Origin of the sequence: Mesorhizobium loti R88b, assembly GCF_013170845.1 — a bacterium.
Lineage (GTDB): Bacteria > Pseudomonadota > Alphaproteobacteria > Rhizobiales > Rhizobiaceae > Mesorhizobium > Mesorhizobium loti_B.
Window position 1 is genome coordinate 6,796,394 of sequence record NZ_CP033367.1, and the last position, 22,819, is coordinate 6,819,212.

Genomic DNA, 22,819 nt, shown 5'->3' on the forward strand with positions numbered 1-22,819 from the left:
ACTGTGTCAGGGGGATAGACGGCCGTCGATCAGTTCTTTCACCCTCCGTTTGCGGTACATCTCGGCGCTCGCCCAGCGTTCACGTATCTCTGCGCATTTAAGCTGAGTTTCCCGAAAGAGTGACCTTGCTACAGAAAGCTGGGCGTCCGTTGATGCTTTGGCGGGTCCTCCGCCGAATTCCAGAGCCTCCCTGCATTCCTCTGGGCTCGCCGGCAACACACCGCCCAGATGGCAGGCCAGCTCGCCTCGGCGATTGGCAAGGCAACTATCCTGCGACAGGCGTGCCGCGATCTCGCCAATTTGTGTATGGGCACTCCTGAAGGGAACTCCCCGCACCGCCATTCGTTCGGCGGCAACAGTTGTCATCGCCAAACCGTCTTCCAGATTCTCGAGCATGGCACTAACGTTGAAAGACATGAACTTCACGATGAGCGATGTCAGGATGATGGCCCGCTTCAGAGCACCTTCAGCAAGGCTGATTGGAGAGCAACCGTAGTTACTTGATTCGATCGAGTTGCTGAAAGGCGCTTTGCAGGTTGCAGATGCCGCAGAAACGTATGCGCCCATCACGGTGCTTGCAGACCCTTTGATATGCTCAAGAAGATATGGGTTCTTCTTTTGAGGCAACATGGAAGAGCCCCCGGCAAGATTGCGTGGAACATCGATGAGGGCGAACTCGCGAGTCGTCCAAACCTGCAGATCCTGGGCTACGCGACTAAGCAAAATTGAGACACTCGTGAAGAGCGAAAGGCCATTTAGATGGAGATCTCGGCTTGCGACCGCATCAAGAGAGTTGAACGAAGGCAGTTCGAAGCCCAGCAGGCTCGCGGTTTCTAAAGGATCTATTGGCATGCTGGTTCCCCCACCGGCACCCGCGCCCATAGGGCAACTCCTGATCTCCTCCAGCAGGCAATGAAGTCGCTGGCGCTCGCGCGCGAGAGCAAAGAAGACTCCTAGCAGGTAGTGTCCCGGGGAGCCTGGGAGTGCGATTTGGTACTGACTATAGAGCGGGGCCACAAGGTTCGATGCCTCTTCGGCTCGCTGAAGAAGGGCATCCTGCGCAATTCCTATCTCCCGCGAGACGGAGCACACGGCTTCCCGAAGAACCAGCAGAGAAATTGTCGCGTTCAAGTCGTTACGAGACCTCGCTAGATGTAGCCATCCTGCCCTGTCTTCGCCTGCTCTGGCCGCAAGTTCGGCCTCATAGGCAAGATAAAGGCCACGCGGAGCATCACGGCCATCCAAGGATTTGAAGCCTTCGCCTTGGAGATCCAAAATAGACGTAAGCAAGTCTGCGGCTACAGCTTGGCCGACCAAGCCGTGATCAGCGAGCATCACAAGATGCGCTTCGTCGATGGCAGCCTGGAATTGCAGGACCCGACCATCCCGCGAAATTTCGATGGGCGGGGCGAGCAGCTTCATTGCTTCAGGATGCAAGGTCCATGTTGGCTCACTTGACCCGGCGTCTCGACTGTTGTCCGGTTTGCGAGCAAGTGTTTCTATGTCAAGCATAATGGAATCAATCATGCGTTCAGCTGCTGAGGCAGCCATATTTACTTCATCGGCGACGCCCACTGCATAGGCCACTCGGTCTCTGAAATCGCCATTGATTTGTATATCCTCTCCCTCAGATTTCAGAAGGCCCGCCTCGGGCGTGTTTGGCCCTAGAGTTTTAAAGAAAACCAAGCGTTTGATCTTGCCAGACCGGTGAGCAAGCTTGAAACGAATTGCTGCGGATTTCTTGCTCGCTCGAAGCGGTACGAACGCTTCACCGGAGTAAAGCTTGATCATCATGTCCGGGATGGACGTGCCCAAGGCGTGCGAGAGCATAACCGGAATCATCCCTCCAGCCAGCCTGGGATTGACCTCAATGATGACCGGGCCGGACTCCGTTATGACGAATTCCACATGAGCCGGTCCGAAGTCCAGACCCAATGCCGAAACTGCGCCTGCAGCAAAAGAGGCCAGTTCGTGTCGCGACGGCTCCGGAAGCGGGGCCGGAAAGTCGTGCCCAATCTCAACGAAGCAGGGCGCCGCCCCCTTGTGCTTGGCAATAATGCCAAGGCAGTGCAGCGATCCGTTGTATGCGATGATTTCTGCAGAGTATTCCTGACCTTCAACGTATTGCTGGATGAGGATTTCCGGGCTGCGCAAATCTACTTGGTCAAGCAACACTCTCTTTGCTCCCTCGAACGCCTCTACGACTTCTGAGGTGTTTTCGCAAAGGCGTACACCGCTGCTGCCGCTTCCGGAGACCGGCTTCACAACGACGGGAAAAATAGTTTGAACAAGAGCCTTCTCTACGTCTCTGATGGAGCTGACCAGCCGAGTTTCAGGCACTGAAATGCATTGTCGTTGCAACTCGGTCACTTGTTTCCATTTGTTCCGGCAATTAGCTATCGCCTCCGGACGTGCCGCTGGCAGCCCGATCGCCTTCGCGACTCTGGATGCTGATTCTACAAAATAGTCGGACGATGAAAATATTCCTGCCAGCCCTGTCAGTTTGGCGGCGAACCGGATGATTTCATCTGGATTACGCGTTTCAGCTTCAATTACTCGCGCACCGCACACCTTTAGGAAGGGGTAGCGGCTGGGATTTCGCGTAACGAGATAAGGTTCAAAACCCAAAACCCTAGCTCGCTTCATCAATAGCTCACCAGTACCAGTCGTGTTGCTTTCCACGAAAAGAAAACTATTCTGGTCCATTACAGCCTTCCAACGCGCTCAAGACAGCCTCCCGGGTTTTGCGCTTCCAACGATATCGGTTCCATGGCGGGAGAGCAGTCGAGGGATGCTCCTCGCTAGCTGGAGCGTCCAGAAGAACACCTTCAAGCACACATTCGTTTTGCCTGAGCCACTCCTGGTCGTACACAGCTTCAGCGTAGCGGTGGCCTTCATCAGGGCATATGACCACAACGGTTTCCTCTGGGTGCTGTCGGGCGCGCCAGCGCCCTACGATATAGCTCGCGCCTGAGGTAGGACCGGCAAAAATGGCGTGCCGCTCGTGGAGGGCCTGCGTTGCAGCAAACGCAAGCGAAGCCGACGTGAAATGTACCTCATCGTACAGTTCATGCTTCACGTTCTTTGGGACGAGGCTGTTCCCCAGTCCTCGCAACTTCCGTTCGCCGTCCAACTGGCCAAAAATGACACTGTTGAATGTATCCACCCCAATCAGGCGGGCCCCAAGGGCCTTCTGGCGCAAACGCTCTATTGTTCCGCAAGTAGAGCCGCCTGAACCAACAGAGCCAACCAATGTCACATCGGCGCCAAGCAATTCCGAGATCTGGTCAGCGAAACACCGGTAGGCTGCCGGGTTGTCTGGTGTTTCGTACTGCCGGGGCCAGAAATGGGACTCACCCAATTGCCTCATCCTGGCATGCATGGCGTCGAGGCGGCTTCTCTGATACCCGCCCTCCTTTGCCTTTTCAGTTATAATGAAAACCTCCGCACCTAAGGATCTTAGCCTATTTTCCAGTCCCTTATCCATCACTGGGTCGGTGAATATCTCGAGTGAAAATCCATATTCCCTGCACACTACAGCCAATCCCAGCGCAAAGGTTCCGCTAGATGTCTCCAACACTATCGTGTCATGCGTCAGAGTCCCTCGAGCCACTGCTTGTCCGATAATATACTTGGCCGGGAGAAGCTTCATGAAAGCAAACTGCGCGAGATATAGGTTCGAGCCACACCGAATAATGCGGGGGAGCGCATAGGCCGCAGAATACTGAGAAAATGGCAGGGGCGTGCGATCAAGGTTCATGTGGTCAACGCCGCTAGTTCATCGTTAGATATATCTTTGGCGATTTGCCGAACAGCGACACATGGTGGACCACGGACCGGAGTTTCTGCGAGAATTCAGGCGCCCTTCGATCAAGCATTATCCCAGTCATGGTACCGCTGTGCGCGACTATGACCCCGAGGGCACCTGTGCCCTCCGATGCTTTCAGCATCGAGTTCAGATACTTTTTCGGAGCCCGCTGCTGATGTAGGAGCGCGCTGGCTGTGGCTATTCTGCCCATAGTGACCGTGTCACCTTGCGGAATGGCTATGCGCGCGCGATCGAGCAATTCACAATACTGCGCTCTCTGACTAGCGTTGATTTCACCTCGACGTTGATCATAGTGCATGGTTTCGACCGTACCTCCTTCATCGATCCCAACCACGGCGAGCGGTGGCATTTGTCCGAGGAAAGATAAAAGGCTACATGATCGCTGGTGATATGCGACCACTCCGGGATACATCACCCCGTCAGAGGGCTCGATCTCCGCCATTAGTTTCTCCATCAATGATGTCCGCACTCTGAGTTTGAAGCTGGAGGCGATCGACCGTGCGGTCGCCACAAGATCCGCAGACGAACTTGCAAGTCCCTTGCCTTCCGGTAGCTCAGATTGCAGAATGAGGTCTCCTCCCGAGACGCCGAGCGCAATCACGAGATTCTCGGCCAGTCGTTGAGCTTTGATTTTGTGTGGCGGGTAGACGGTTACAGATCGGGTGCCTGTGATGGGCATAAATTTGGCCCGTGCAAAGAGCGCGATGGGCATCGTGACCAAGAAATGGGAATCATGAGAATGGGGACTAACCGGCAACTGGCCTTGAAGTAACTCGCCAAATGTGCCGCAGCAAAGTGCAACACCGTCACCGGAATGGACCCTGGGCTGCCCGTTCTGCAGGGCAACCTCAGCCGCCGCTTCGGCATCGAACCTCTGGTGAAGCATGTATGGCCTCCAAAGCTCATCGGCCGCCGCTTCATTAATTTTTGTCATATCGAGACTCGCCGAGCATCCCGAAGGAGCGACGCGATAGGTGGAATCCTGGTTCACCATGGCACTCCGCTCAAATCGAGGAGTGTGAGACTTGAGCCATCTGGGCAAGAACGTGCTTCAGTTGGATCTGACACTAGCTTGTTGCCTGTATAAAACGACTTCAGGGTTACTTTGACATTGTATGGCGTTAAAGGGTGCAAACTTCTGTTAAGTTTCTTGAAGGATCTGTTGCAACCTTTGAAAGCGAAGCACCTTGCGGGTTGGGCCCGCCGAGATTTGTCGCCTGATTTGCGAGGAGCACAGGCCTATGAAGTGGGACAACAGCGATGCCGGTCATCAAGACGGTTACGAAGGTGACCATTATTGCGTGTTGATGTGATTACTGGTGTGGCAGGCGCGCAACCCTCGTTAGACTGTTGTCGACGATCAAAGCGCGGATCGGTCCCTACGCTCAACGGCCGGCAGAACCTGCGCCCGCACGATGCCAAGCACGGCATTGTCCGACCAGTCGCTCTTCGCCACGACGTGATGCGGAGACTGGGGCGTAGCCTGGACACGACCAAGCTCCACCGCGCCGCCATCGGCTCAACGCTCCTCCGCTCGCCCAGCAAAAAGCAGCAGCCCCGTGCTGGCGCCACCCGGTCAGTTTGACCCAGTGCCGAGACGAGCGTCTCGACATTAGCAGCAAAACGCGACTCTCTCGTTTCGTTCTTCGTTTCCGTCCTGGAGGCCATTGCTCCGTCCTCCTCGCTGCCCTTGTGTTGGCATCGGCGTCACTCGGGCAGATCGGCAGGTCATCGTCGCTGCTTTGTTGACTTCTCGAGCACTCGCAAAGCCCAGTAATGCGCATCCTCGCCATCGAGGAATCTGCCGTCGTTCAAACACTGTGCCGGCGCAAGGACGCTCGCCTCCTGCAGACGCAGCACCTCGTCTTCAAACGACATTGCCTGCGTATAGCTCTTGCAGGTGCTAGCAATTACGAATCCGTTCGGTCGCGTGAGGCGCGAAAGCTCGCGCAGCCCATCCGGGTGGACATGTCCAAGTGTGAAGACGCCGCAGCAGACAATCATATCATAGCTCGCGCTCGCGTATTCTGAGAGGGACCTGTTTAGGTCAATCTCGCCTTCAACGTGGCGATAAACCCCGGTTTGGCGCGCCATTTCGGCCATTGTTTCCGAGAGATCGAAGCCGACGATGAAGCGGAAGCCGATATGGTCCAGTTGCACGCCAACCAAGCCTGTACCGCACCCCGCGTCTAGAACTGCGGTGGCTGCTCTATCACCGCCAATATACGCAGCCTGTAAGGCGCCCGCCATTTCTGCCACGATCGAGGGGCCGCTGTAGCGTTCGCGGTCCATATCCAACTCGTAGGAGTCTGCCCATTCAAAATAGTGCTGCGCCAATAGATTGGCGTCACCCTTGAGCGCATGTGACGCCTTAATCCGCATTTGCGCAGCTTGTCGGAGTGCGTTCTGTTTATCAACGGCGCTCATGTATTCTCCGCTAATGTGTGAGCTGGCCAGTTTCCGCTACGACTTGTCTGCCGAGAATTTCGCCCGGACCGCCGCAGATCAGGCAGGATCCGCCACTAATTCCAGCATCTCTCAAGAAAGGCAACCTCCTTTGATCAATATATATTTCTATCTTTCGATTTTCACCTGATTTCTTGTTAAACTTTTGCTATTATTTTTCATTGTTGTTGTCACATTAAATGATCGGGCCCGTCCAGGCCTTGAGGTGAATTTAGCTAATTCCGATGCCCGAACGCTTTGGGATACAGTTCAAGTTTTTCTCCCGTGACCTCAACGGAAACCAGAAGAAAAATCGCGTAGTGACCATCCCGCTGGCTCGAAGAGCGTGGCCAATTGATTCTGCGACTCAATCGCGCGGGGGGAGCGGCCGCAAAGCAGCTTCGTTCGGTGCCGAACCTGTTCAATCGCTTTGGTGAAATTCCTTGCAGTCCGACTAGAAACTCAAACTGGGACGCGTGCGTAGTATGACTGATGCGGCGTAGAGGAAGGTCCCGGCGAGGCGATGGTGGCCTCGAAGTTCTTGGCAAGGTAGCGGATCCGGTTGATCGAATCGAAGAAACGCTCGAGCGCTGTCGATCACCGCCGCCGAAGGGCTGGCCTCGGCCGACCTACTCGCGGTCTTTCATGACCAGATGATGGTTGAGCGTCTCGACAAGCTCTCGCGGCGAAAGCGGTGGAACCGGCCGCAAACTATGCTTCTTGGCGGAATCATTGGGCAGCAGAAGCTGGGTGGAGCTTGCCTGCGGATTTCGCAAAAGCGGGACAAGGGTTTCGCTAACTGGCCCTCAATGCCCGACCGAGAAAGACGCTGGTTTGGAAAACGCCAGAGAGGCCCTTGACGTGCTGCTGCCATGAGTGAACACAATCGGTGTTGCAATGACCATTTGAATCCGCCTTACACGCCGCGGTCAGAATGGTGGATTATCGGCGGTAATGGAAGACTTGAAACCGATTGACTTCAACACGCCGAATAGAGAAGTCCCGGTATTTTCTGGAGCGGATTGAGTTTGAAGCGTTTGGGCTGAGAGGCACATGCCTTGCAGATAAACTCCCTACGGCGTGAGGGTCTTGAGCCTACGCCCGTAGCTGTAGGCGGCGACTGTCGCGTTGCCTCAAGGAAAATGTTACTGCGCTGCTTGGTTGCCTCACCTAAAATGTTACCCGTGAAGAGGAATACCGCCATGAGGCTCTCACCACGATGGAGGCATCATGACGGCGAAGATGACGCATGCTATTCGCATGGTGTCTTCAATGGGGTCAGGGTTCGCTATGCGGCCGCAGCGAACAAGGGCAAGGGCAGGGTCTTGGAGTGTGAATCGGCCTTTAATTGCGGGTGGTTGTCAATCCGAGTTTCGCTCTCATCGCCGGGGTCATGGTCCTTTCCGAGGTCGAATGCCTCATGATCATGTTCGGGTTGGGCGCCTCAACGTGTGCAACGAGGTTCGAAGTCGACGTCAGCCGATTCAACGAGGTCACCACAAGCACCGTCCCGGCGGGACATCACGGGTTCCGGAAACAGGCCCGCGATTGGGATCGAGTGCAGATCTGTCAGTTCGCCGCCCCACTCAAAGCTGGTGCCGTCAACCCAGAGGCAGTGGAGCAGAACCGCGATCTTGCGAGCTACCGCCACTTTTGTCTTTTTCATACCTATCCGCTTTGACAGACGAAGGCCCCCACGCCTTCAAAGAAGACCATTTCTTCGTTGCATGCATGAGTAGGCGTCAGGCGTCAGGTCACCCGAATCTCGGAGCCACGTTGTCGTTAAAACTTCGTTGTTTTGCCTACTTAACGAACAGCTGGCGCGGTATTTTGGTCAGGGGTTCGTGCCCGGTCTCGGTAACGACAAACGGTTGAGTAATGGTGATACCGTCGTTCTCGAGCCAAAGCCCCGACATCATATGGAAGCACATACCCGGTCGAAGCACTGTCTTGTCCCCCTTGCGAAGACTGACGGTTTTTTCGCCCACCGCTGGCGGATACCCAAGACCGAGCGAATAGCCGAGACGTGAATCCTTCTCGTGCCCGTGCTTAGCAAGCGTCTTGGCAAACGCGGCGTGGACTTCCTCGGCGCTCTTGCCGGGAGCTACGGCGTCCAGCCCTGCATTCAGAGATTCCACGACGACGTCCGCCAGCTTTTGATAGTTCGGGCTCGGTTTGCCGACGCAAATCGTGCGAGCCAGATTGACCTGGTAGCGATGGCGATTTCCGAAGAGCTCGAGATTGACGATGGTGGACGGTAGCAACGGCTTGTCGGTCCACGCGGCATGCGGAGCCAGAGCCTTCTCGCCGACGCAAAGATAGGGCGGCGAACACGTATAGGTTCCGCCGAACTCGGGCGTACCCGCCATCATCTGATGATAAATGACAGCAGCAATGTCGCACTCCCGGGCACCCGGTTCGATCGTATCGACGGCACGGTACATCATCGCTTCAGCGATACGGCCGGCCTGTCGCATGAGTGCCACCTCGGCCGGGCTCTTCACCAGACGTATCCAGTTCACCAGCAAGTCCGCATCGATGAAGGTGGCCTCAGGCAATGCCTTCATCAGGTCGGAATGTGCACGCGCGGAGTAGTAGTAACCGCCCATTTCGACGCCGACCCTCGTTTTCCGGCCAGCGATTTCCTTCACAATCTCCGCGACGAAGTCATACGGACTGAGAGCCGACTGCACATATGCATCAGCGTAAGTACGGATGCTGTCGTCGGACAGATAAGTGGTCATGAAGGCGGAAATGCCATCCATACCCCGTCCGACCCAAATCGGCTCTTCGCGGTCGAGAGCCACCACCACCATCTGCGGAACGTAAAATGAATAGGCGTCGTAGCCGGTCAAGTAATTGGCGTTGGCCGGCTCGGAAAGCAGAAGGGTGTCTATGTCCCGCTTTTCCATCTCCTTCTTCACGCTCGTCACGCGTGTCGCAAACTCGGACCGCTCAAAATGTAGTTCCTTCTCCATTTCGATCCCTTTTTGATACGCCTTTAGAAGACTATTCAGGACGTCCGGATTCAGAATCCGTCCGGGTCGATTGCCACTTTGATGGCTCGCATTATGGTGCGTTCGCTAGCGCGCCGAAGCGCGGCGGCCAGCGCGATCTTGGACGGGATCGGGCCACGTTTCGGCCGCGAAGCTTCCATCCCTGTCGGATGCGAGTTTCGCCAATGCGAGACCTATCGCCTTGCCCGGTCCTGCAGAATCGGCAGTAGCGAGGGAGGCGTGTGGTGGACGTTGCTGTCGGCCAGATTGCCAAACGGATTGATTCGTGCCCCGGCAAGATTCTCTTCGCACCGGGCAGCCCCATGTCGCCATAGTCGTAGCGCCGACGTCGAGATGGTGCGCCATCACCCGCGAAGTCCACTAAATCATTGTCGATGATGACACGGCCATACATAACCAAATCATTGGTATGGGCACTGCCGAGTGACCCTCCGGCCAGGTGCGAATCGTTTTCAGCACCATGTCGTCGATTCGCCATTCCTCGCTCGCAAGGTGATGATCGAAAATGGAATGCAGGCAGATGCCAGCACAATTGAGGTGGATCGGGATCTTGGCCGGTTCCGCCAGCAGTCGACATTTGGTATCGAACGGCGGGGAGGAGCAGCCCTCCATTTCCTTGATCATGAAGCAGCGTCCAGTATGTACCAGGCGATGTGTGATCTGGCTCACGTGGTTGCTCAGGCTCCGATAAAACAACCCGTTCGATCGCGCCTCGATGGCGTATTATGTGGGCGTGAGTCAACGTCATCTTAATCATCTTTTTGCTAAGCAATACAATCGGTTGCTTGGAAGCAAACCGGAAGATTAGGCTAGCTCCTGCGCCGTGTCTCCGTCGGCGCGTTGTTATTCTAAGTTTCGGGCGTCTGGTGGCAACAGGGCGGTCAGAAGGCGCGGAATGCCTGCAGTTTCAAGGCTAGCTGTCGCCGCGAGGATCTCGTCCTGCCACCGCGGGTGAACGTTCTTTCGGGCGATGTTCTTGAACTTCTCCGCGACCTGGTCGCTGGATAACGAGTTGGCGACATCCCCCAAGGGATGCAGCACGATCATCTCTTCCGGGCCGTTCCCCTGATCGATGACGACGCGGGCAGGCGTTCCTACTGGAAACGCGGAAGCAAAATCGGGCGACGGCTCAAGCTCAATACGCGCGGCCAAGTCGAGAACACGTGCGTCAGCAAGACGCTCCATTTGAAAAGGCTGTAGAGCTTCGCGGCCGTATAAAGCCGCCACCGCGCAGCTAAAATAGAAGCTGTACTGCCCCCCCTCCAACGTGCTGGGCGCGCGCTCGTTTGCAAGGCGCATTGCTTGGGGGAACGTTTCGATGCGCAGCTTGCGGATCTCTTGCCCGTCCCGACGCATGGCAAGGATTGCATCGATAGCCGCGTGGATATAGCGGCAGCATGAATATGGCTTAAGATAGCATTTTTGTACTTCCCACGACGACCCAAGATTGTTTGTCAGGACATGGCGAGTGAAACGATCATTGTCATCAAGAAGATCAAGAGGTCCAGTTGCGGCTGCCCACGCGCGGTAGGCCGCGGTAATACCTGCAACCACGGCAGGGGGGATCCCTTCCTTGATCGTGGTACCCTCGAACTTGGAGCTTGCGGTTAAGAAGACAATTGGTCCTTCGGATCCGGCAATCGCCAATGCATGAGCGGTTTCTGCTGCACCTAAGCCCAGGAGACGGCAAGCTGCAGCTGCAGCGCCGTAGGCGACCCAGCGTCCGGTCGCATACGTATCGATTGTCGTAACCGGACGAGAGCTCGCAATTCGGAGACCAATTTCGTATCCGAGCCCGATTGCAACCATCGTTTCGGGGACCGACGCGTCAACAGCTTGAGCCACTGCCAAGGCCGCGGGAATGACGCCGGCACCAGCGTGACCTCCTGCGCCGCGGTGACCATCATCGATATCCAGTGAGCTCGCGGCAGCGCTATTCGCCATCGCGGCGCCGACCACGCTAGAGTGATCGTCAGTCAACCAAATACTGATCGGGCCTTCGCCATACGCTTCCAACGCCGTCTGTCGGGCGGCATGAGCTAACAGCGATCGCAGGCCCGCAGCTGTGGCACCGATAAGATCTAGCATTAGCGACGAGATTGTACGCCGTGTGGCCGTCGGCAGCGCAGAGGCCGGGTAGCTGCTAACGAAGTTCGCGAGTTCAGTTATCGCTCTCACTTGAGCACTCCTCGTTCTCTGGTGAATGAAATGACCACAAAAAATCTGCATAACTAGTAAGCAATACGGTTCAGTGCCGCGCTCGCTTTGTCTGCCTTGAACTTAGGGCAAGATGATCGGAAGTGCGTCAGCTTTTTCGATTGGCGCAGATAGGGGAGCCGGACAAAAGTAACCTCCTGCCCTCCCTTGTTCTTGTTTACATTGCTAACGATACCTATGACCGGTCGCATGAGTTTAGCCATCTTCTGGGATTTCAGGTGCACGAGAAGAGCTTGCGCTCCATGCAGGTTAGGCGTTCCGGGCCTTGTTCCGTCACCAGCACCATGTCGCTGAAGCCCATCCCGCCTGCCATCATCAGCATATCAAACACCATTCCCGGCTCCAGGACCCATTCCACGCCCGGCACGAACTCGCGGATAAATTCGCCGGCGGAGGGGCGGTAGTTGAGACCAAGCGAATAGCCGGAACGGTTGGTATATGTCTTGCGCAGCCCCGTTGCCAGCAGCGGCTCGCGGCAAGCTCGGTCAATCACACTGGCTGGTGTGCCCGGCCGCATCAACGCGATGGCATCGTCTTGCACGCGGATGATTGTCTCAGCGATGTGCTGCTGCTCAGCGCTGGGCAGCCCAACAATGGCGGTACGCATCAAACGTGCCCAGTAATGTCGATGAATCCCGCTGAGCTCAAGATAGACCGTATCGCCACGCTCCAATTGCCGGTCGGTATAGGATCCGTGTAAAAGATTTGTCCGATTGCCGGAAGTGATGACACCGCTAAGCGGCATTTCCGCCCCGGCGTTCACCAATGCGCCGAACACGGTGCCGGCGAGCTGTCGCTCCGTGATGCCCGGCGTGACAGCCTCGATACCAGCGTAAATGCCCGCTTCAACGCAACGGGCAGCGCCGCGCAGATAATCTATTTCCCGCGGCGATTTGATCAGTCGCAGATGGTCGACGATGCGCGGCTCTCTGACAAAAGTCGCATTTGGCAGCAGCGCCTGCAGCATCTTCCACCGTTCTAGTGTCAAGAACCATGAGTGCTCATCCACGCCGACACGCCCGGCCGCCAAGCCCAAGCCCTCGAGGGCTCTCCGCGCCGCGTCGAGTGAAACGCGGATCGGATCGGATGAATCTGCGTAGCTCGTGTGGCTCGTGACCCAAGACGTGAGGTGCGCTGCTGGGATTTCTACATCGCGCAAGATCAGCACTGGATCGCGATGGCTCGGAACCGCTACGGCGTGATATGAGAAAAAGCCCGCCCCAGCGTCGAGACCTGTCAGATATTGAATGTTCTCGGGCTGATGCAGGAGTAACACGTCCAGATCATGCTTTGCCATTTCCTCCTGCGTGCGTTGAAGGCGTGTCTTATATTCTTCAACAGGGAAATCCATCCCGCTATTCGTATGCTCGGTCACCGTCGTGGCTCCTTCATTGCCAAACTACATCACCTTTATTCGGTCAGCCGCTCCTCCCTCTGGCGGATTGCTTCAAATCTGACGTAGAAACAGATTGCAAATGCGATCAGTATACTTGATACCTCAGTAATCGTGGGTGTGATCTCTTCCCGAATTCCCGACCACACCTTCCTGGCAGGGCCATCGTGTCTGGCCCGCTCACGCACCACCGGAAGGCAAAGAACCCAGCGATGATTAACGCCGGACAGATGAACAGGAGTACGATTGGCGAAATCGTAACAAGTCGCGGGGCGCTCAAACTCAAGGCAACGTGCTCGAGTCTTATGTTCTGGGCCTGCATGGCGAGTTGCAGTGGCTCAAAGAGGAAGTAGATCGCTACCGCACTAATGATTACCAGCGCGATCAGCGGTGCGAGCAATAGCTGGTACCCGACGCGGCGCATTCGCCGACTGCCGCGAACGAATCCTATCGCAGCCGCTGAACCGGGGGACAGGCGCGCAAACACGATAGAGATCGCAACTGCCAAACTCTCAAACGTAGCGGAGACCCAGGCCTCGCTTGTGACATAGGCATCGTACCATTGCACTGACAGGCCCGGAGGGGGGAAATCGAGGAAGCGTGAAGAGCTGGATGAGATCTGGACGATGATCAGGATGGGACTAACCAAGAGGAACACAGCAACGATCACGCTAAAGTCCCATAATAGCTTACCACCAAGCGCAGCCCGCTCACAACGCCTGGGGAGGCCGGCCGGAAAGCAGACACTACCTCCGACGGCGCGCACCAAGACCGGGGCGAGGTCAACGAGTTGCAAGTAAGCGCTGGTTGAATGGCGAAGGGTAGAGCCTGCTGATTGGCCAACGCCTCGCTGAGAGCCGAGCAGCGGTTCGATTCCCACGAAATAGTTGGATATTGCGTAGTGCACGAGCGTGATCGCGAGCAACACGGTGGCAACGGTGGCCGCAAGCGGCCAGTTAGGCGTCGCGTTCATCAGCTTCCGTGGTACGATTGTGTTCCGATCGCCTAGCAGTGAGGGTGTGATGTAGAACTCAAGTGCGAACACGAAGAGGAGCAGCCCGGTCGCTCTTACGCCTGGCGCGCTTATGAGAAAGAACATGCGCCAAAAATTCTGGGCCGGGGAGGCTCCCAGAGAGGCAGCAGCGCACGTCAGACTGTCCATGACAGGCTCAGAGCACTTCGCGTGACGGTGCGGAGATGTAGCAGGACGCGTAGATATAGCCGGTCGTGCGCTCTAGGCGATCCTCCATGCCGAGTTTGGCCATAGCCTTCAGGATTGCTTGCCGTTCCGTTGGTGTGGAGAAGCGGCGCTGGCGTTGTCTTAACCGATCTACAACCTTGGTTTCCAAAGCGAAACCCCGAAGTGTCCGCGCGATGTCGTCATAACTGAAGGGGTGCATTGCAAAGGCGACGACCCATGGGTGTGACGTCGCGGAGGCCTTATACACGCGTGCAAAGGTTCGCGCCGTGGCGTAGCCCACACAGCCTGTGCTGATGATAATATCCGCACCCGCAAGGGCGCAACGTTCATTGGGGGTCAAGTCACGGGTTTCCAAATCCCCCGTGATGCCAGCCTTCAGCAGCCCCAGATTCCGTGCATATCTAACAGCCCGGAACGATGGATCCACGCCGACGAACTGAATGTCGTCACGGAGGCCGCGATCGCGAAAGAAAGCGCGATGCTCAGTCTCCTGTCGGCGCGAGAGAGATCCGCTGGGTTCCAGATAGGCAGCATACAGATCGTCGAGATCGAGATCGGTGCGCAGCAAGGCGGCGTTGACGCCATAGGAGCAACCGACATCGATAATTTTCAACCAAGTCTTGTTTCGAACGCGTCGATAATCGGCGAAGATCCTTTCGAAGACCGGCTTGGCCCGATCTGGGATCATATAGTCCAAGGCCAAATGCGCGCGAAAATAGGCGTGCGGCCACTTGCGATTATAGGCTGCCGTGAAGTCTTGCTTCGCCCCCTGAATGCTGCTGTGCAGTCCACTTGCTGGCGCCATTGTCCACCTCATTGCCCCGTGGCCTTGGGTCACAGCCGACCGTCAAGAGCGCTCAGTCTGAAGCTGAGACCGGCGACATGGACCTGACATGCTGCTTTCCTTCATTCCATCGATCGCGATCTGATCCAAGACATGAACATCCGTTGGCGCCCTGCCGCCTTATGTTGAAGGAGTTTCAAAAGTCGTACCAACTGCTCAGAAAAGCCCAGAAAACTTTTCTCTTAGGGATCATGGGTTACATGAGAGTGCGGCCGGTATCCGAGCCGAACACTACCGTGTCTGATACTTGACAACCTACAGCAGGTGTCGAAAGCCCAGCGCCGTCCCAGGATCGCACGTTCAGACCGTTCGACGGAAGCCTTGCGCTAAAGGGAGCATTTATATGCATAGATCGCTGATCGGCGTCCTCTGACGCAATTTCCATGATCGTGCTGCACCGATCGGCCTTGTCTAAAGGAGATCGATTTTGCCGCAGCGGTACATCTTTTGAGGCTCGCGATCTGTCGTTCCGTCTAGCCGTTGGGCCATGTTCAGCTGATTGCGGCTCGAACGAAAGGTTTGTCGCGCGCAATCGGGTTGGACAAGTGGCAGTCAAAGGGCAATGCAACAGTTCTGAAGTCATACGCTTAGGCCCCTTTTGCGAAGGGAAAACATCCTGTTGATCTGGCTCACACGAGGATGGTTGCCGGCCCCGAGAAATTCGGCGGTGAGATCGTTTGCGCCGATAATTTCCGAGAGGAGATCGTCCCGCGCACCACCGGGGAAGCCTAAGAGGATGCTGCCCGCCTCTGTGAGGAATTTTGGGCCTTCCGATAGATAGCGGCAGAGCAATCCATAACCCGGGTCGATGGCTCCTCGCTCGATGTTGTCCTCATACTGGTAGTCATCCGGCGCAAAGACCGACGGATAGTTCCAAAATATGAAATCGAATTTTCGGTGCGGTGGAACATTTGTAAAGATGTCGCTTTCGATTACCTCAACGTTCTTGATGCCGTTTCTTGCAGCATTTTCTAACGCGTTCGCGACCGCCTTAGGATCGATATCACAGGCAACCAACGACGCAGCGCCGAGTTTTGCGAGGTATAGTCCCGGAAGGCCGAAGCCGCAGCCGATCTCCAAAATGCTTTTTCCTTCAACGGGAGGAAAATTGTCAGTATACCAACGCCAACTGTGGAAATCTTGTGGGGGATAGACACCTTCGTGAACGGCCAAGTCCAGTCCAAATTCCTGCATCCGCAGCGGGAAAGTGCGCTGTTGGCTAAGTTTGAGTCTCGTCTTTATCCGGTCAATTTCCGTCATATTCCTGCTCTCCTCGAGCTAGACACGATAGACACTGCGATCGGCTCAGGACCGTCTGGGAGACTTCAGAGTCGTAAAAAAACCGCCTCATTCAGTTTCGAGTCCTCAGAGCCCGAGGATGGATAGAATAAATTATGATGTCAATCATCAAAATGAGTATATTTTGTAGTACAAATTCTACAAAGAGCGACAGTACGGTAATATTTATAGCCTGCTTGTGAAATATTCGTAAAATATATTAACAAATATGTCATATCTGTAAGGCAACGGGTTGAGCCGTTGGAGTCAAAAAACAGTGCGCCTTCCCGTGCTCGCCATGGATCGTGCCGGTTGGCCACACTACCACCAACCTCGTGGTAGGCGGCATTGACCAAGTCCGTCATTGAGGGACTGCGAAATCACCTGATCGAGACGGCGGCGACGCGCCCCAAGCCGCGATCGACCTCGGCAACGAGGTGATCGTCGGCGTCAATAAGTACCGGTTGGAGACTGAGTCCGACAATGCGGCGGTGCGAGACGCGCAGATCCGTCGTCTAGAACAAACAAAACGCGTCAGCGCGATCCCAAGCGCGTTGACGCAGCCCTTGCCGCGCTTGGTGAGACTGCGGCCAATGGCAAGGGCAATACGCTCAAAGCGGCGATCGAAGCGGTGCGCACTCGCACGGCGGTTGGGGAGATTTTCCAACACTTTGCGCCGCGCCTTCGGCGATTACGCGGCTGTACGCCGAAGTGATCTCGAAGGCGCCGCCTTTCCGTCCGCTCGGCCGTCAACCGAAGCTGATGGTGGCCAAGCTCGGCCAGGATGGCCTGTGACTGGGGCGCCAAAGTAATCGCATCTGCGTTTGGCGATCTCGGCTTCGACCTGGTCGCGGGGCCGCTCTTCCAACCCCGCAAGAAGCAGCAAGCATGGCCGTGGCCGCCGATCGCGACCTCGGACCGATCACCACGCTCGCCATCACAGGCATCTCGGTCGTGGTCTTCATCATCTCGATGTATGTGCCGTCGATCGCCCAAGGGGGTCGTGCAGGGCGCGTCGGTCGCCGGCGGCATGGAGCGATCCGGCAGGGCGGGCGGACCCCAACCTTCGCCGAAGACGGCGCATTCTTGGAGCGAGGGCCGTGTCCAGGGCGCGCAGACGGCGAGCGACGCAAGAGCTGGCGGGTCTCGTCCATGCGGGTGCTGCACTTCGAGATATGGCTTCATCGGCAGCGCCGGATGGGCGGCCGGCTCGGCGGCAAAGGAAAGAGCAATCGCGTCGCCCGGCACCTTTGCGGGCTCTCTCCTGGGGCTTGCCGATGCCAAGCTAGATCAGAGCCGGCATCGGGCGGGCGTACAGCCTTCCGGCCGGGTCCGCCGATCGACGACACTAAGTGAGGAAACTACTCGGCATGGCCTCAGGCAACCCGCCCGACAACCCCTTATCTTGCCGCGCGGCAGGAGCGGAACGAACGCTATGGCTCTTATGTGAAGGCGGCGGCCGCCTGGCGTCTTGTCAGCATCGCCGGCATTGCCATGGCGGTGATCGGATTTTCCTATGCGCTCTTCCAGAGCACGCAGGTCAACCATGGTGAACCGTACATCGTCAAGGTCTTTAAGCTCGGCACGGCCTCGAGCGCGGGCTTCCCGCAACAGATCGAGTATGCCGATCCCCGCGTCGTCAGGGCAAGACGACCCTGATCGCCGCCCTATACAGCTCTTTTTGCAGAGGGCCGTTCGCGGGATTCGAGTTTCGCTCCAGTCGAACGCTGACAGCGTTCGCCAGGGCGTCACCACCGCGCCCTCGAACGATCTAGGGAGCCGCTCCCCGTCACGGATCGAACTAGCCGCTGCTAAGAAGGCGTCAGGTTCGTCCACCTGAATGTGGTCGGCGCGGCAGAGCAGCGACATCTCCTAATTGCGGATCGCTCTGGCGAGGACTTCCGCGACGCGCGCCGGGACACCAGCCTGATCCCGAATTTGAGCTCGAAATGACGGACCGAGTTTGCTTCACCCTGGCGCGGGCAAGCTGGCGAGGCCCGAGACACGCACAGGGTACAAGCGAAAATTCAAACAGCTGATTTGGGCACTTCTGAATAACGGCGCCATTCCCGACAGCGCCATCCTTGAAATTCTATCGACGAAACTCGACAAGCTTGCGCCTAAGCCGGGCAAGGTCCCGGTTGTGGACGAGGTTGAGGAATTCGAGGGTGCGATCGTGCAGGAATTTGCAGCCGACGGACGCGCGATTGCCCTTCGCCACATCTGCGCTTACCGCGATCGAACTTCGAAGTCGGTCTTATCGGGCTCGAAGAACTATTCAAAGCCTGGCTGGAGCCTCGGCCAGTCAAGGACGTCCGGCCCCTGGCCGGGGTCGATCCGGCGCGTTGGTCGACAGAATGCTTCCAGCTGAGGAAGAGGCTTGGAATGGTTGACATCGGCATGTCGTGATCGGGTTCCAGGGATGAGAAAAACGACCTTGCGGCCGCGCTCTGGTATCTCGTCGACTCTCGGGCGCCAGAGGTCCCGACCGCGCTTTCCAAGCGACGGCGCACCGGTGATTACAAATATCTTGAAGCGATCGCGGCCGCGTGGGAAAGCGGGTGGCAGGTCAAGCGCACCGGCGTCGGTACCTGGCGGTCGGTGAGACGTTTGAACAGGTCTTCACCTCCCGGGAGTATGACAGCGCGTCGAGGACGTGCGTCCGGATCTTAATTGAGACGTTTAACGCCGAGCGTCTTGAGTTAGATGATGTCCTGAAACTGCTTGCTGTGCCCACGAGCAGAACGGCCGTTCGGCGCTTTATTAGCTCGCTTATGCCGCGCCCGCCGTCAGCGACATCACAGTAAGTTGTCAATCGTTGGATGGGCGCAGTGTTTGCGGAGGCGGCCAAGCATTCGACAGAAAAAACGCTGCACGAACTCTGGGGGCGGGTTTTTCCGCATAAAACCAACGAGGCGATTTCTAAAGGTCTCGGTGAACTGAACGGCTCGAAGGAAGTTAGCCACGCCGCCAGACTGATCGATTTTTCAAAAGATCACCAAGCGACGCCGTTCGAATTCGTCGAGGCGTGCAGCCGCGAGAGCCCTACCGCAACGGCGGCGGAACGAACCGAACTCAACGCTTATCTGCTTATAATGTGCAGCCAATGGGATCTGGCAGATCGATAACGATCGTGGCCGATGTGCTCCCCCGTCTACGTCGCGTCGCGCTTGCTAATGGCTTTTCCGATCGCACCCGCGCGTTGTTGGATCGGCGGCTTCCTACTTGTCGCACACGTGGGACCTCAACAAACGGCTATTGAAGTTGCTCCGCAATGCCTGTCGCGACGGGGCGAATATTGAGGGGTTGATCGAGCCCCTGGCGTTTTCCGAGATCGAGTTGCTGTATGTCTTTGATGAAGACAACAACAACGATCTTAAGACCCTCATTTCAAGGTTCCTTTGGCCGGTCTACCGCGCATGAGCAATTCCAATCAGCCACGAACGCCCCGGCCGATCGCACGCATTGGATCGATGAATGTCGGCGCGATCGAGATTGACTTCGAACTCGCCCGCTCGATCAGGCCAAAGGATCATCGGATACCATCAGAGCCAGCGAGCACAAGATCACAGCAACGGGCCGGAGACGCGACCGCACCCGCACCATCCCATTGCCGTCCAGACACAACTATTTTGTATTGCTCGACGGACTGCCTCTGCCGTCGTGGCGCGGCCATGTAGAACTTTCCCATAGTACCTCGTTCGACTCGGAAGAAAATGTAGAATCAAAGCATGGGATCAAACATATGGCCCCAGCTACTCGCGGACACCTGACCTGCCACTGAACCTTATCCAGCGGCGATTAGAGCCTGGACCGTTTCTGTTACGCCGTGGGGCGCGGGATGAGCAACCGGCGAAGACGCGGAGCCTTCGATTAGCGCAGCGTCGGAGCCGGTTACGGTGATGACCTCGGCATAGGCCGCCGGGGTCTGGTAGCCGAGCGAGGAATGTGGCCTTGCAGAGTTGAACAACACGACGAGAGAACCCCCACGGGACCGAGGAACGCGAGCTTCTTTATCCATGGCATCCCTGGGCCAGGCGTCGTGTTCACGTTCATGAGGTGATCGAGAAGGTTGACCGGGAGGTTTTCCGCTGCAGTCTCTCTGGCCACGCCTCCGATCGGTGGCTGGAGGTTCCGGCCTGGATGTTTGATCGCGCGGTCTGCACCGCGTGGCGCATTGCCGCTGCCCCACATGTCGATCCCAGAACGCTTGGCGTCTTGGTGACACTGCTGCAGGACGCGACGGCCAATTCCCACACCCCATCGCAATTGGAGGATTCGGGCGCAGCATCGGGTCCTCACGACGCGAATCGGGGAGAGGTCCATGCCGCGCCAGCCCACGACATATCAGTTCGATCTGTTCTCCAACCCGCACGATGCGCCGACCGCGCAGATGCCACCATGGCAGGCGCTGCCGGAAGAGACGCGCCTGACGCTTAGAACGCTGATGGTGCGCCTGATCCTCGACCACGTCGACGGCGAGCGCGCCGTTCCACGGGAGGAGGCGCGCCATGGTGCATGAGAAGATCCGGCCCCACCATCTGGAGCGCAAGGCGATCCTGTATGTGCGGCAATCCTCGGCCCATCAGGTTCTGCACAATCGTGAGAGCCGCGCCCTGCAGTGTGCGATGCGCGATCGCCTGGTGGCACTCGGCTGGTCTTGCATCGAGACGGTCGATGACGATCTCGGCCGCTCTGCCGCAGGCGGCGTCACACGTGCCGGATTCGACCGAATGGTAGCCGAAGTCTGCCTCGGCAAGGTCGGTGCGGTCGCGGCGCGGGAAGTATCGGGCTTCGCCCGCAACAGCCGTGACTGGCAGCAACTCAAAGATGTGCCGCGTCGTCGATACCGTGCTGGTCGATCAGGAGACGGTCTATGCGCCGCGTCAGGGTAATGACCGGCTGCTGCTGGGACTGAAGGGCAGCCTCAACGAATATGAGCTTGATCTTCTGCGTCAGCGTTCCCTGTCGGCACGCTACGAGAAGGCCCGGCGCGGCGAGCTCATTGTCACGGCCCCGGTCGGCTTCGTGAAGGTCGGCGACAGGCTTGAGAAGGATCCCGATCGCCGTGTCCAGGACGCCATCATTCTCGTCTTCGACAAGGTGGCCGAACTCGGCAGCGCCCGGCAGGCCCTGCTCTGGTTCCTCGAGCATGGGCTGGATTTGCCAGCCAAGCGCAACAATGGCGATGTGGTCTGGCGCAGGCCAAGCTATGCGACCATCCACCGAATGATCGAGAACCCGATCTACGGCGGCGCCTACGCCTATGGTAAGACTCGTGCTGCGTCGGGATATGATGCAACAGCCATTCGCTCGCGCAGCCGCCGTAAGGCGCGTGATGAATGGCTGGCGCTGATCCCGGGTGCACACGAAGGCTACGTCGGCTGGGAACGGGCGGAAGCGATCCGCAAGATGGTGAGCGACAACGTACCCACGAGCGGGCATCACGGGGCGCCCAAGCATGGCAACGCTCTGCTCGCCGGCCTTGTCCGCTGCCGGCGCTGTGGACGCAAGCTGACGGTCCGGTACACAGGGACCAAACATAACATTCCGCGCTATTCGTGTTAGCGGGGCTTGCTCGACAATGGCGAGCCGCGCTGCATCGCATTCGGAGGATTGCGCGTCGACGACGCCATCGAGGAAGCTCTTCTGCGGGTTGTCGAGCCGGGAGCGATTACCGCTGCCGTCGAGGCCGAAGCACAAGCGGCCAGTCGCCGCGATCAGGTTCGTGATGCGCTGGTGCGCGATCTCGAGGCGGCACGCTACAGCGCTGATCGGGCATTCCGGCAGTACGACGCCATCGATCCGCAGAACCGGCTGGTCGCGGCGGAACTGGAGTTGCGATGGAACCGGGCGCTCACGCGTGTCGGCGAGATAGAGAGCCGGATTGCCGCGCATGATGGCTCGACATTGGAACCATCACTTCTGTCGCCAATACACGTCGCCGCGCTCGCCGCCGATCTCAAGACTGTCTGGTCGGCGCCGACGACCGACGCGAGGCTCAAGAAGCGCATCGTGCGCACCGTCATCCACGAGGTGGTCGCCGATATCGATGAAGAAGCGTCAGATATCGTTCTCCTGATCCATTGGGTTGGCGGCGTCCATACTGAACTGCGCCTGCCAAAGCGGCGCCGTGGACAGCGCAACAGCACGTCCGGCGATATCATCTCGGCCGTCCGCCAACTGGTGCTCATCGCCAATGATGATCTGATTGCCGGCATCCTCAACCGCAATGGACTGGTGACCGGCCACGGCAATCGATGGACACGCGAACGGGTCACCGCACACAGGTCGCATCATAAGATCCCTGTCTTCCGGCCAGCGGCGGACGGCAAAGAGCCATGGCTTAACCTGAACAAGGCGGCGCGCCTTCTCGGCGTAGCACCGAAGACCCTCAGGCTCGCCGCCGAGGCGGGCGAGATCGAAGGCGTTCATCCTCTGCCGGATGGCCCGTGGATCTTCAGCCGATCAACGCTCGGCGAACCGGCGGCTCAGAGCATCGTTCATCGTGCGCGGCAGAATCCAAAATACCCCACAAGATCGCATCCCGATCAACAAAACCTATTTACTTCAACGACATAGACAGATGGGCGTT

The 22,819-nt window shown here is 57.4% G+C and carries 19 protein-coding genes and 4 pseudogenes; 10 read left to right on the forward strand and 13 right to left on the reverse strand.

The features are described 5' to 3' along the window. Window positions 1-6: 6 nt before the first annotated feature. The 13 genes and pseudogenes from EB235_RS32835 to EB235_RS32885 form a co-directional block, all read right to left on the reverse strand. Window positions 7-2,706 (reverse strand): lyase family protein, encoded by a 2,700-nt coding sequence (locus EB235_RS32835; protein WP_027033292.1) that lies wholly within the window; start codon window positions 2,704-2,706, stop codon window positions 7-9. After that, on the reverse strand, window positions 2,693-3,652 hold the full coding sequence (locus EB235_RS32840; protein WP_224713160.1) for a cysteine synthase family protein: 960 nt from the start codon (window positions 3,650-3,652) through the stop codon (window positions 2,693-2,695). Before EB235_RS32840 ends, EB235_RS32835 begins: the two co-directional genes overlap by 14 nt. A gap of 121 nt (window positions 3,653-3,773) precedes the next feature. Continuing rightward, the gene (locus tag EB235_RS32845; protein WP_027033290.1) at window positions 3,774-4,823 is read right to left on the reverse strand and encodes a hypothetical protein; all 1,050 of its coding nucleotides are present in this window, start codon (window positions 4,821-4,823) and stop codon (window positions 3,774-3,776) included. Window positions 4,824-5,175: 352 nt separating this feature from the next. Then, a pseudogene (locus EB235_RS34985) lies at window positions 5,176-5,497 on the reverse strand (transposase); the annotation flags it as partial. A 60-nt stretch (window positions 5,498-5,557) separates the two neighbouring features. Next, window positions 5,558-6,256, reverse strand: coding sequence for a class I SAM-dependent DNA methyltransferase (locus EB235_RS32850; RefSeq protein ID WP_027033289.1), 699 nt, complete (start codon window positions 6,254-6,256; stop codon window positions 5,558-5,560). 1,597 nt (window positions 6,257-7,853) lie between these two features. Continuing rightward, window positions 7,854-8,013: pseudogene (locus EB235_RS34990) on the reverse strand (IS110 family transposase); the annotation flags it as partial. Between the two features lie 63 nt (window positions 8,014-8,076). Beyond that, window positions 8,077-9,252, reverse strand: coding sequence for a M24 family metallopeptidase (locus tag EB235_RS32855; RefSeq protein ID WP_027033287.1), 1,176 nt, complete (start codon window positions 9,250-9,252; stop codon window positions 8,077-8,079). Window positions 9,253-9,651: 399 nt separating this feature from the next. Continuing rightward, window positions 9,652-9,915: a hypothetical protein gene (locus tag EB235_RS32860; RefSeq protein WP_027033286.1), complete on the reverse strand. Its 264-nt coding sequence runs from the start codon at window positions 9,913-9,915 to the stop codon at window positions 9,652-9,654. Between the two features lie 219 nt (window positions 9,916-10,134). Beyond that, window positions 10,135-11,469, reverse strand: coding sequence for an MmgE/PrpD family protein (locus EB235_RS32865; protein ID WP_027033285.1), 1,335 nt, complete (start codon window positions 11,467-11,469; stop codon window positions 10,135-10,137). A gap of 253 nt (window positions 11,470-11,722) precedes the next feature. Then, window positions 11,723-12,883, reverse strand: coding sequence for a M24 family metallopeptidase (locus EB235_RS32870; RefSeq protein WP_051402057.1), 1,161 nt, complete (start codon window positions 12,881-12,883; stop codon window positions 11,723-11,725). Window positions 12,884-12,989: 106 nt separating this feature from the next. Further along, the gene (locus EB235_RS32875) at window positions 12,990-14,000 is read right to left on the reverse strand and encodes a hypothetical protein (RefSeq protein WP_027033284.1); all 1,011 of its coding nucleotides are present in this window, start codon (window positions 13,998-14,000) and stop codon (window positions 12,990-12,992) included. 70 nt (window positions 14,001-14,070) lie between these two features. Next, complete coding sequence (locus EB235_RS32880; RefSeq protein WP_032925901.1) at window positions 14,071-14,907, reverse strand: hypothetical protein; 837 nt, start codon at window positions 14,905-14,907, stop codon at window positions 14,071-14,073. A gap of 618 nt (window positions 14,908-15,525) precedes the next feature. Further along, window positions 15,526-16,206, reverse strand: coding sequence for a methyltransferase domain-containing protein (locus tag EB235_RS32885; RefSeq protein WP_027033282.1), 681 nt, complete (start codon window positions 16,204-16,206; stop codon window positions 15,526-15,528). Between the two features lie 366 nt (window positions 16,207-16,572). Here EB235_RS32885 and EB235_RS34995 point away from each other — a divergent pair. From EB235_RS34995 to EB235_RS35020, 10 genes and pseudogenes are all read left to right on the forward strand, one after another. Beyond that, window positions 16,573-17,121: pseudogene (locus EB235_RS34995) on the forward strand (methylmalonyl-CoA mutase family protein); the annotation flags it as partial. Then, window positions 17,113-17,580 carry a hypothetical protein gene (locus EB235_RS35000; RefSeq protein ID WP_224713159.1) on the forward strand — a complete coding sequence of 156 codons (468 nt, stop codon included), beginning with the start codon at window positions 17,113-17,115 and terminating at the stop codon, window positions 17,578-17,580. The pseudogene EB235_RS34995 and the gene EB235_RS35000, both read left to right, overlap by 9 nt. Before the next feature lie 33 nt (window positions 17,581-17,613). Continuing rightward, window positions 17,614-17,871: pseudogene (locus tag EB235_RS32895) on the forward strand (VirB8/TrbF family protein); the annotation flags it as partial. An 11-nt stretch (window positions 17,872-17,882) separates the two neighbouring features. Further along, the gene (locus tag EB235_RS35325; protein WP_420686455.1) at window positions 17,883-17,999 is read left to right on the forward strand and encodes a hypothetical protein; all 117 of its coding nucleotides are present in this window, start codon (window positions 17,883-17,885) and stop codon (window positions 17,997-17,999) included. A gap of 188 nt (window positions 18,000-18,187) precedes the next feature. Next, window positions 18,188-18,595 (forward strand): hypothetical protein, encoded by a 408-nt coding sequence (locus EB235_RS32900; RefSeq protein WP_027033280.1) that lies wholly within the window; start codon window positions 18,188-18,190, stop codon window positions 18,593-18,595. Between the two features lie 460 nt (window positions 18,596-19,055). Beyond that, a complete protein-coding gene (locus tag EB235_RS32905; protein WP_152536266.1) occupies window positions 19,056-19,352 on the forward strand; it encodes a hypothetical protein in 297 nt (98 codons plus the stop codon). Window positions 19,353-20,548: 1,196 nt separating this feature from the next. Then, a complete protein-coding gene (locus EB235_RS32910; RefSeq protein ID WP_027033277.1) occupies window positions 20,549-20,746 on the forward strand; it encodes a hypothetical protein in 198 nt (65 codons plus the stop codon). After that, window positions 20,736-21,119 carry a recombinase family protein gene (locus EB235_RS35010; RefSeq protein WP_224713157.1) on the forward strand — a complete coding sequence of 128 codons (384 nt, stop codon included), beginning with the start codon at window positions 20,736-20,738 and terminating at the stop codon, window positions 21,117-21,119. Before EB235_RS32910 ends, EB235_RS35010 begins: the two co-directional genes overlap by 11 nt. Next, window positions 21,055-21,792 (forward strand): recombinase family protein, encoded by a 738-nt coding sequence (locus tag EB235_RS35015; protein ID WP_224713156.1) that lies wholly within the window; start codon window positions 21,055-21,057, stop codon window positions 21,790-21,792. The genes EB235_RS35010 and EB235_RS35015 overlap by 65 nt, the downstream gene beginning before the upstream one ends. Before the next feature lie 48 nt (window positions 21,793-21,840). Beyond that, the gene (locus EB235_RS35020) at window positions 21,841-22,806 is read left to right on the forward strand and encodes a hypothetical protein (protein ID WP_245268891.1); all 966 of its coding nucleotides are present in this window, start codon (window positions 21,841-21,843) and stop codon (window positions 22,804-22,806) included. The last annotated feature ends 13 nt before the right edge of the window (window positions 22,807-22,819 follow it).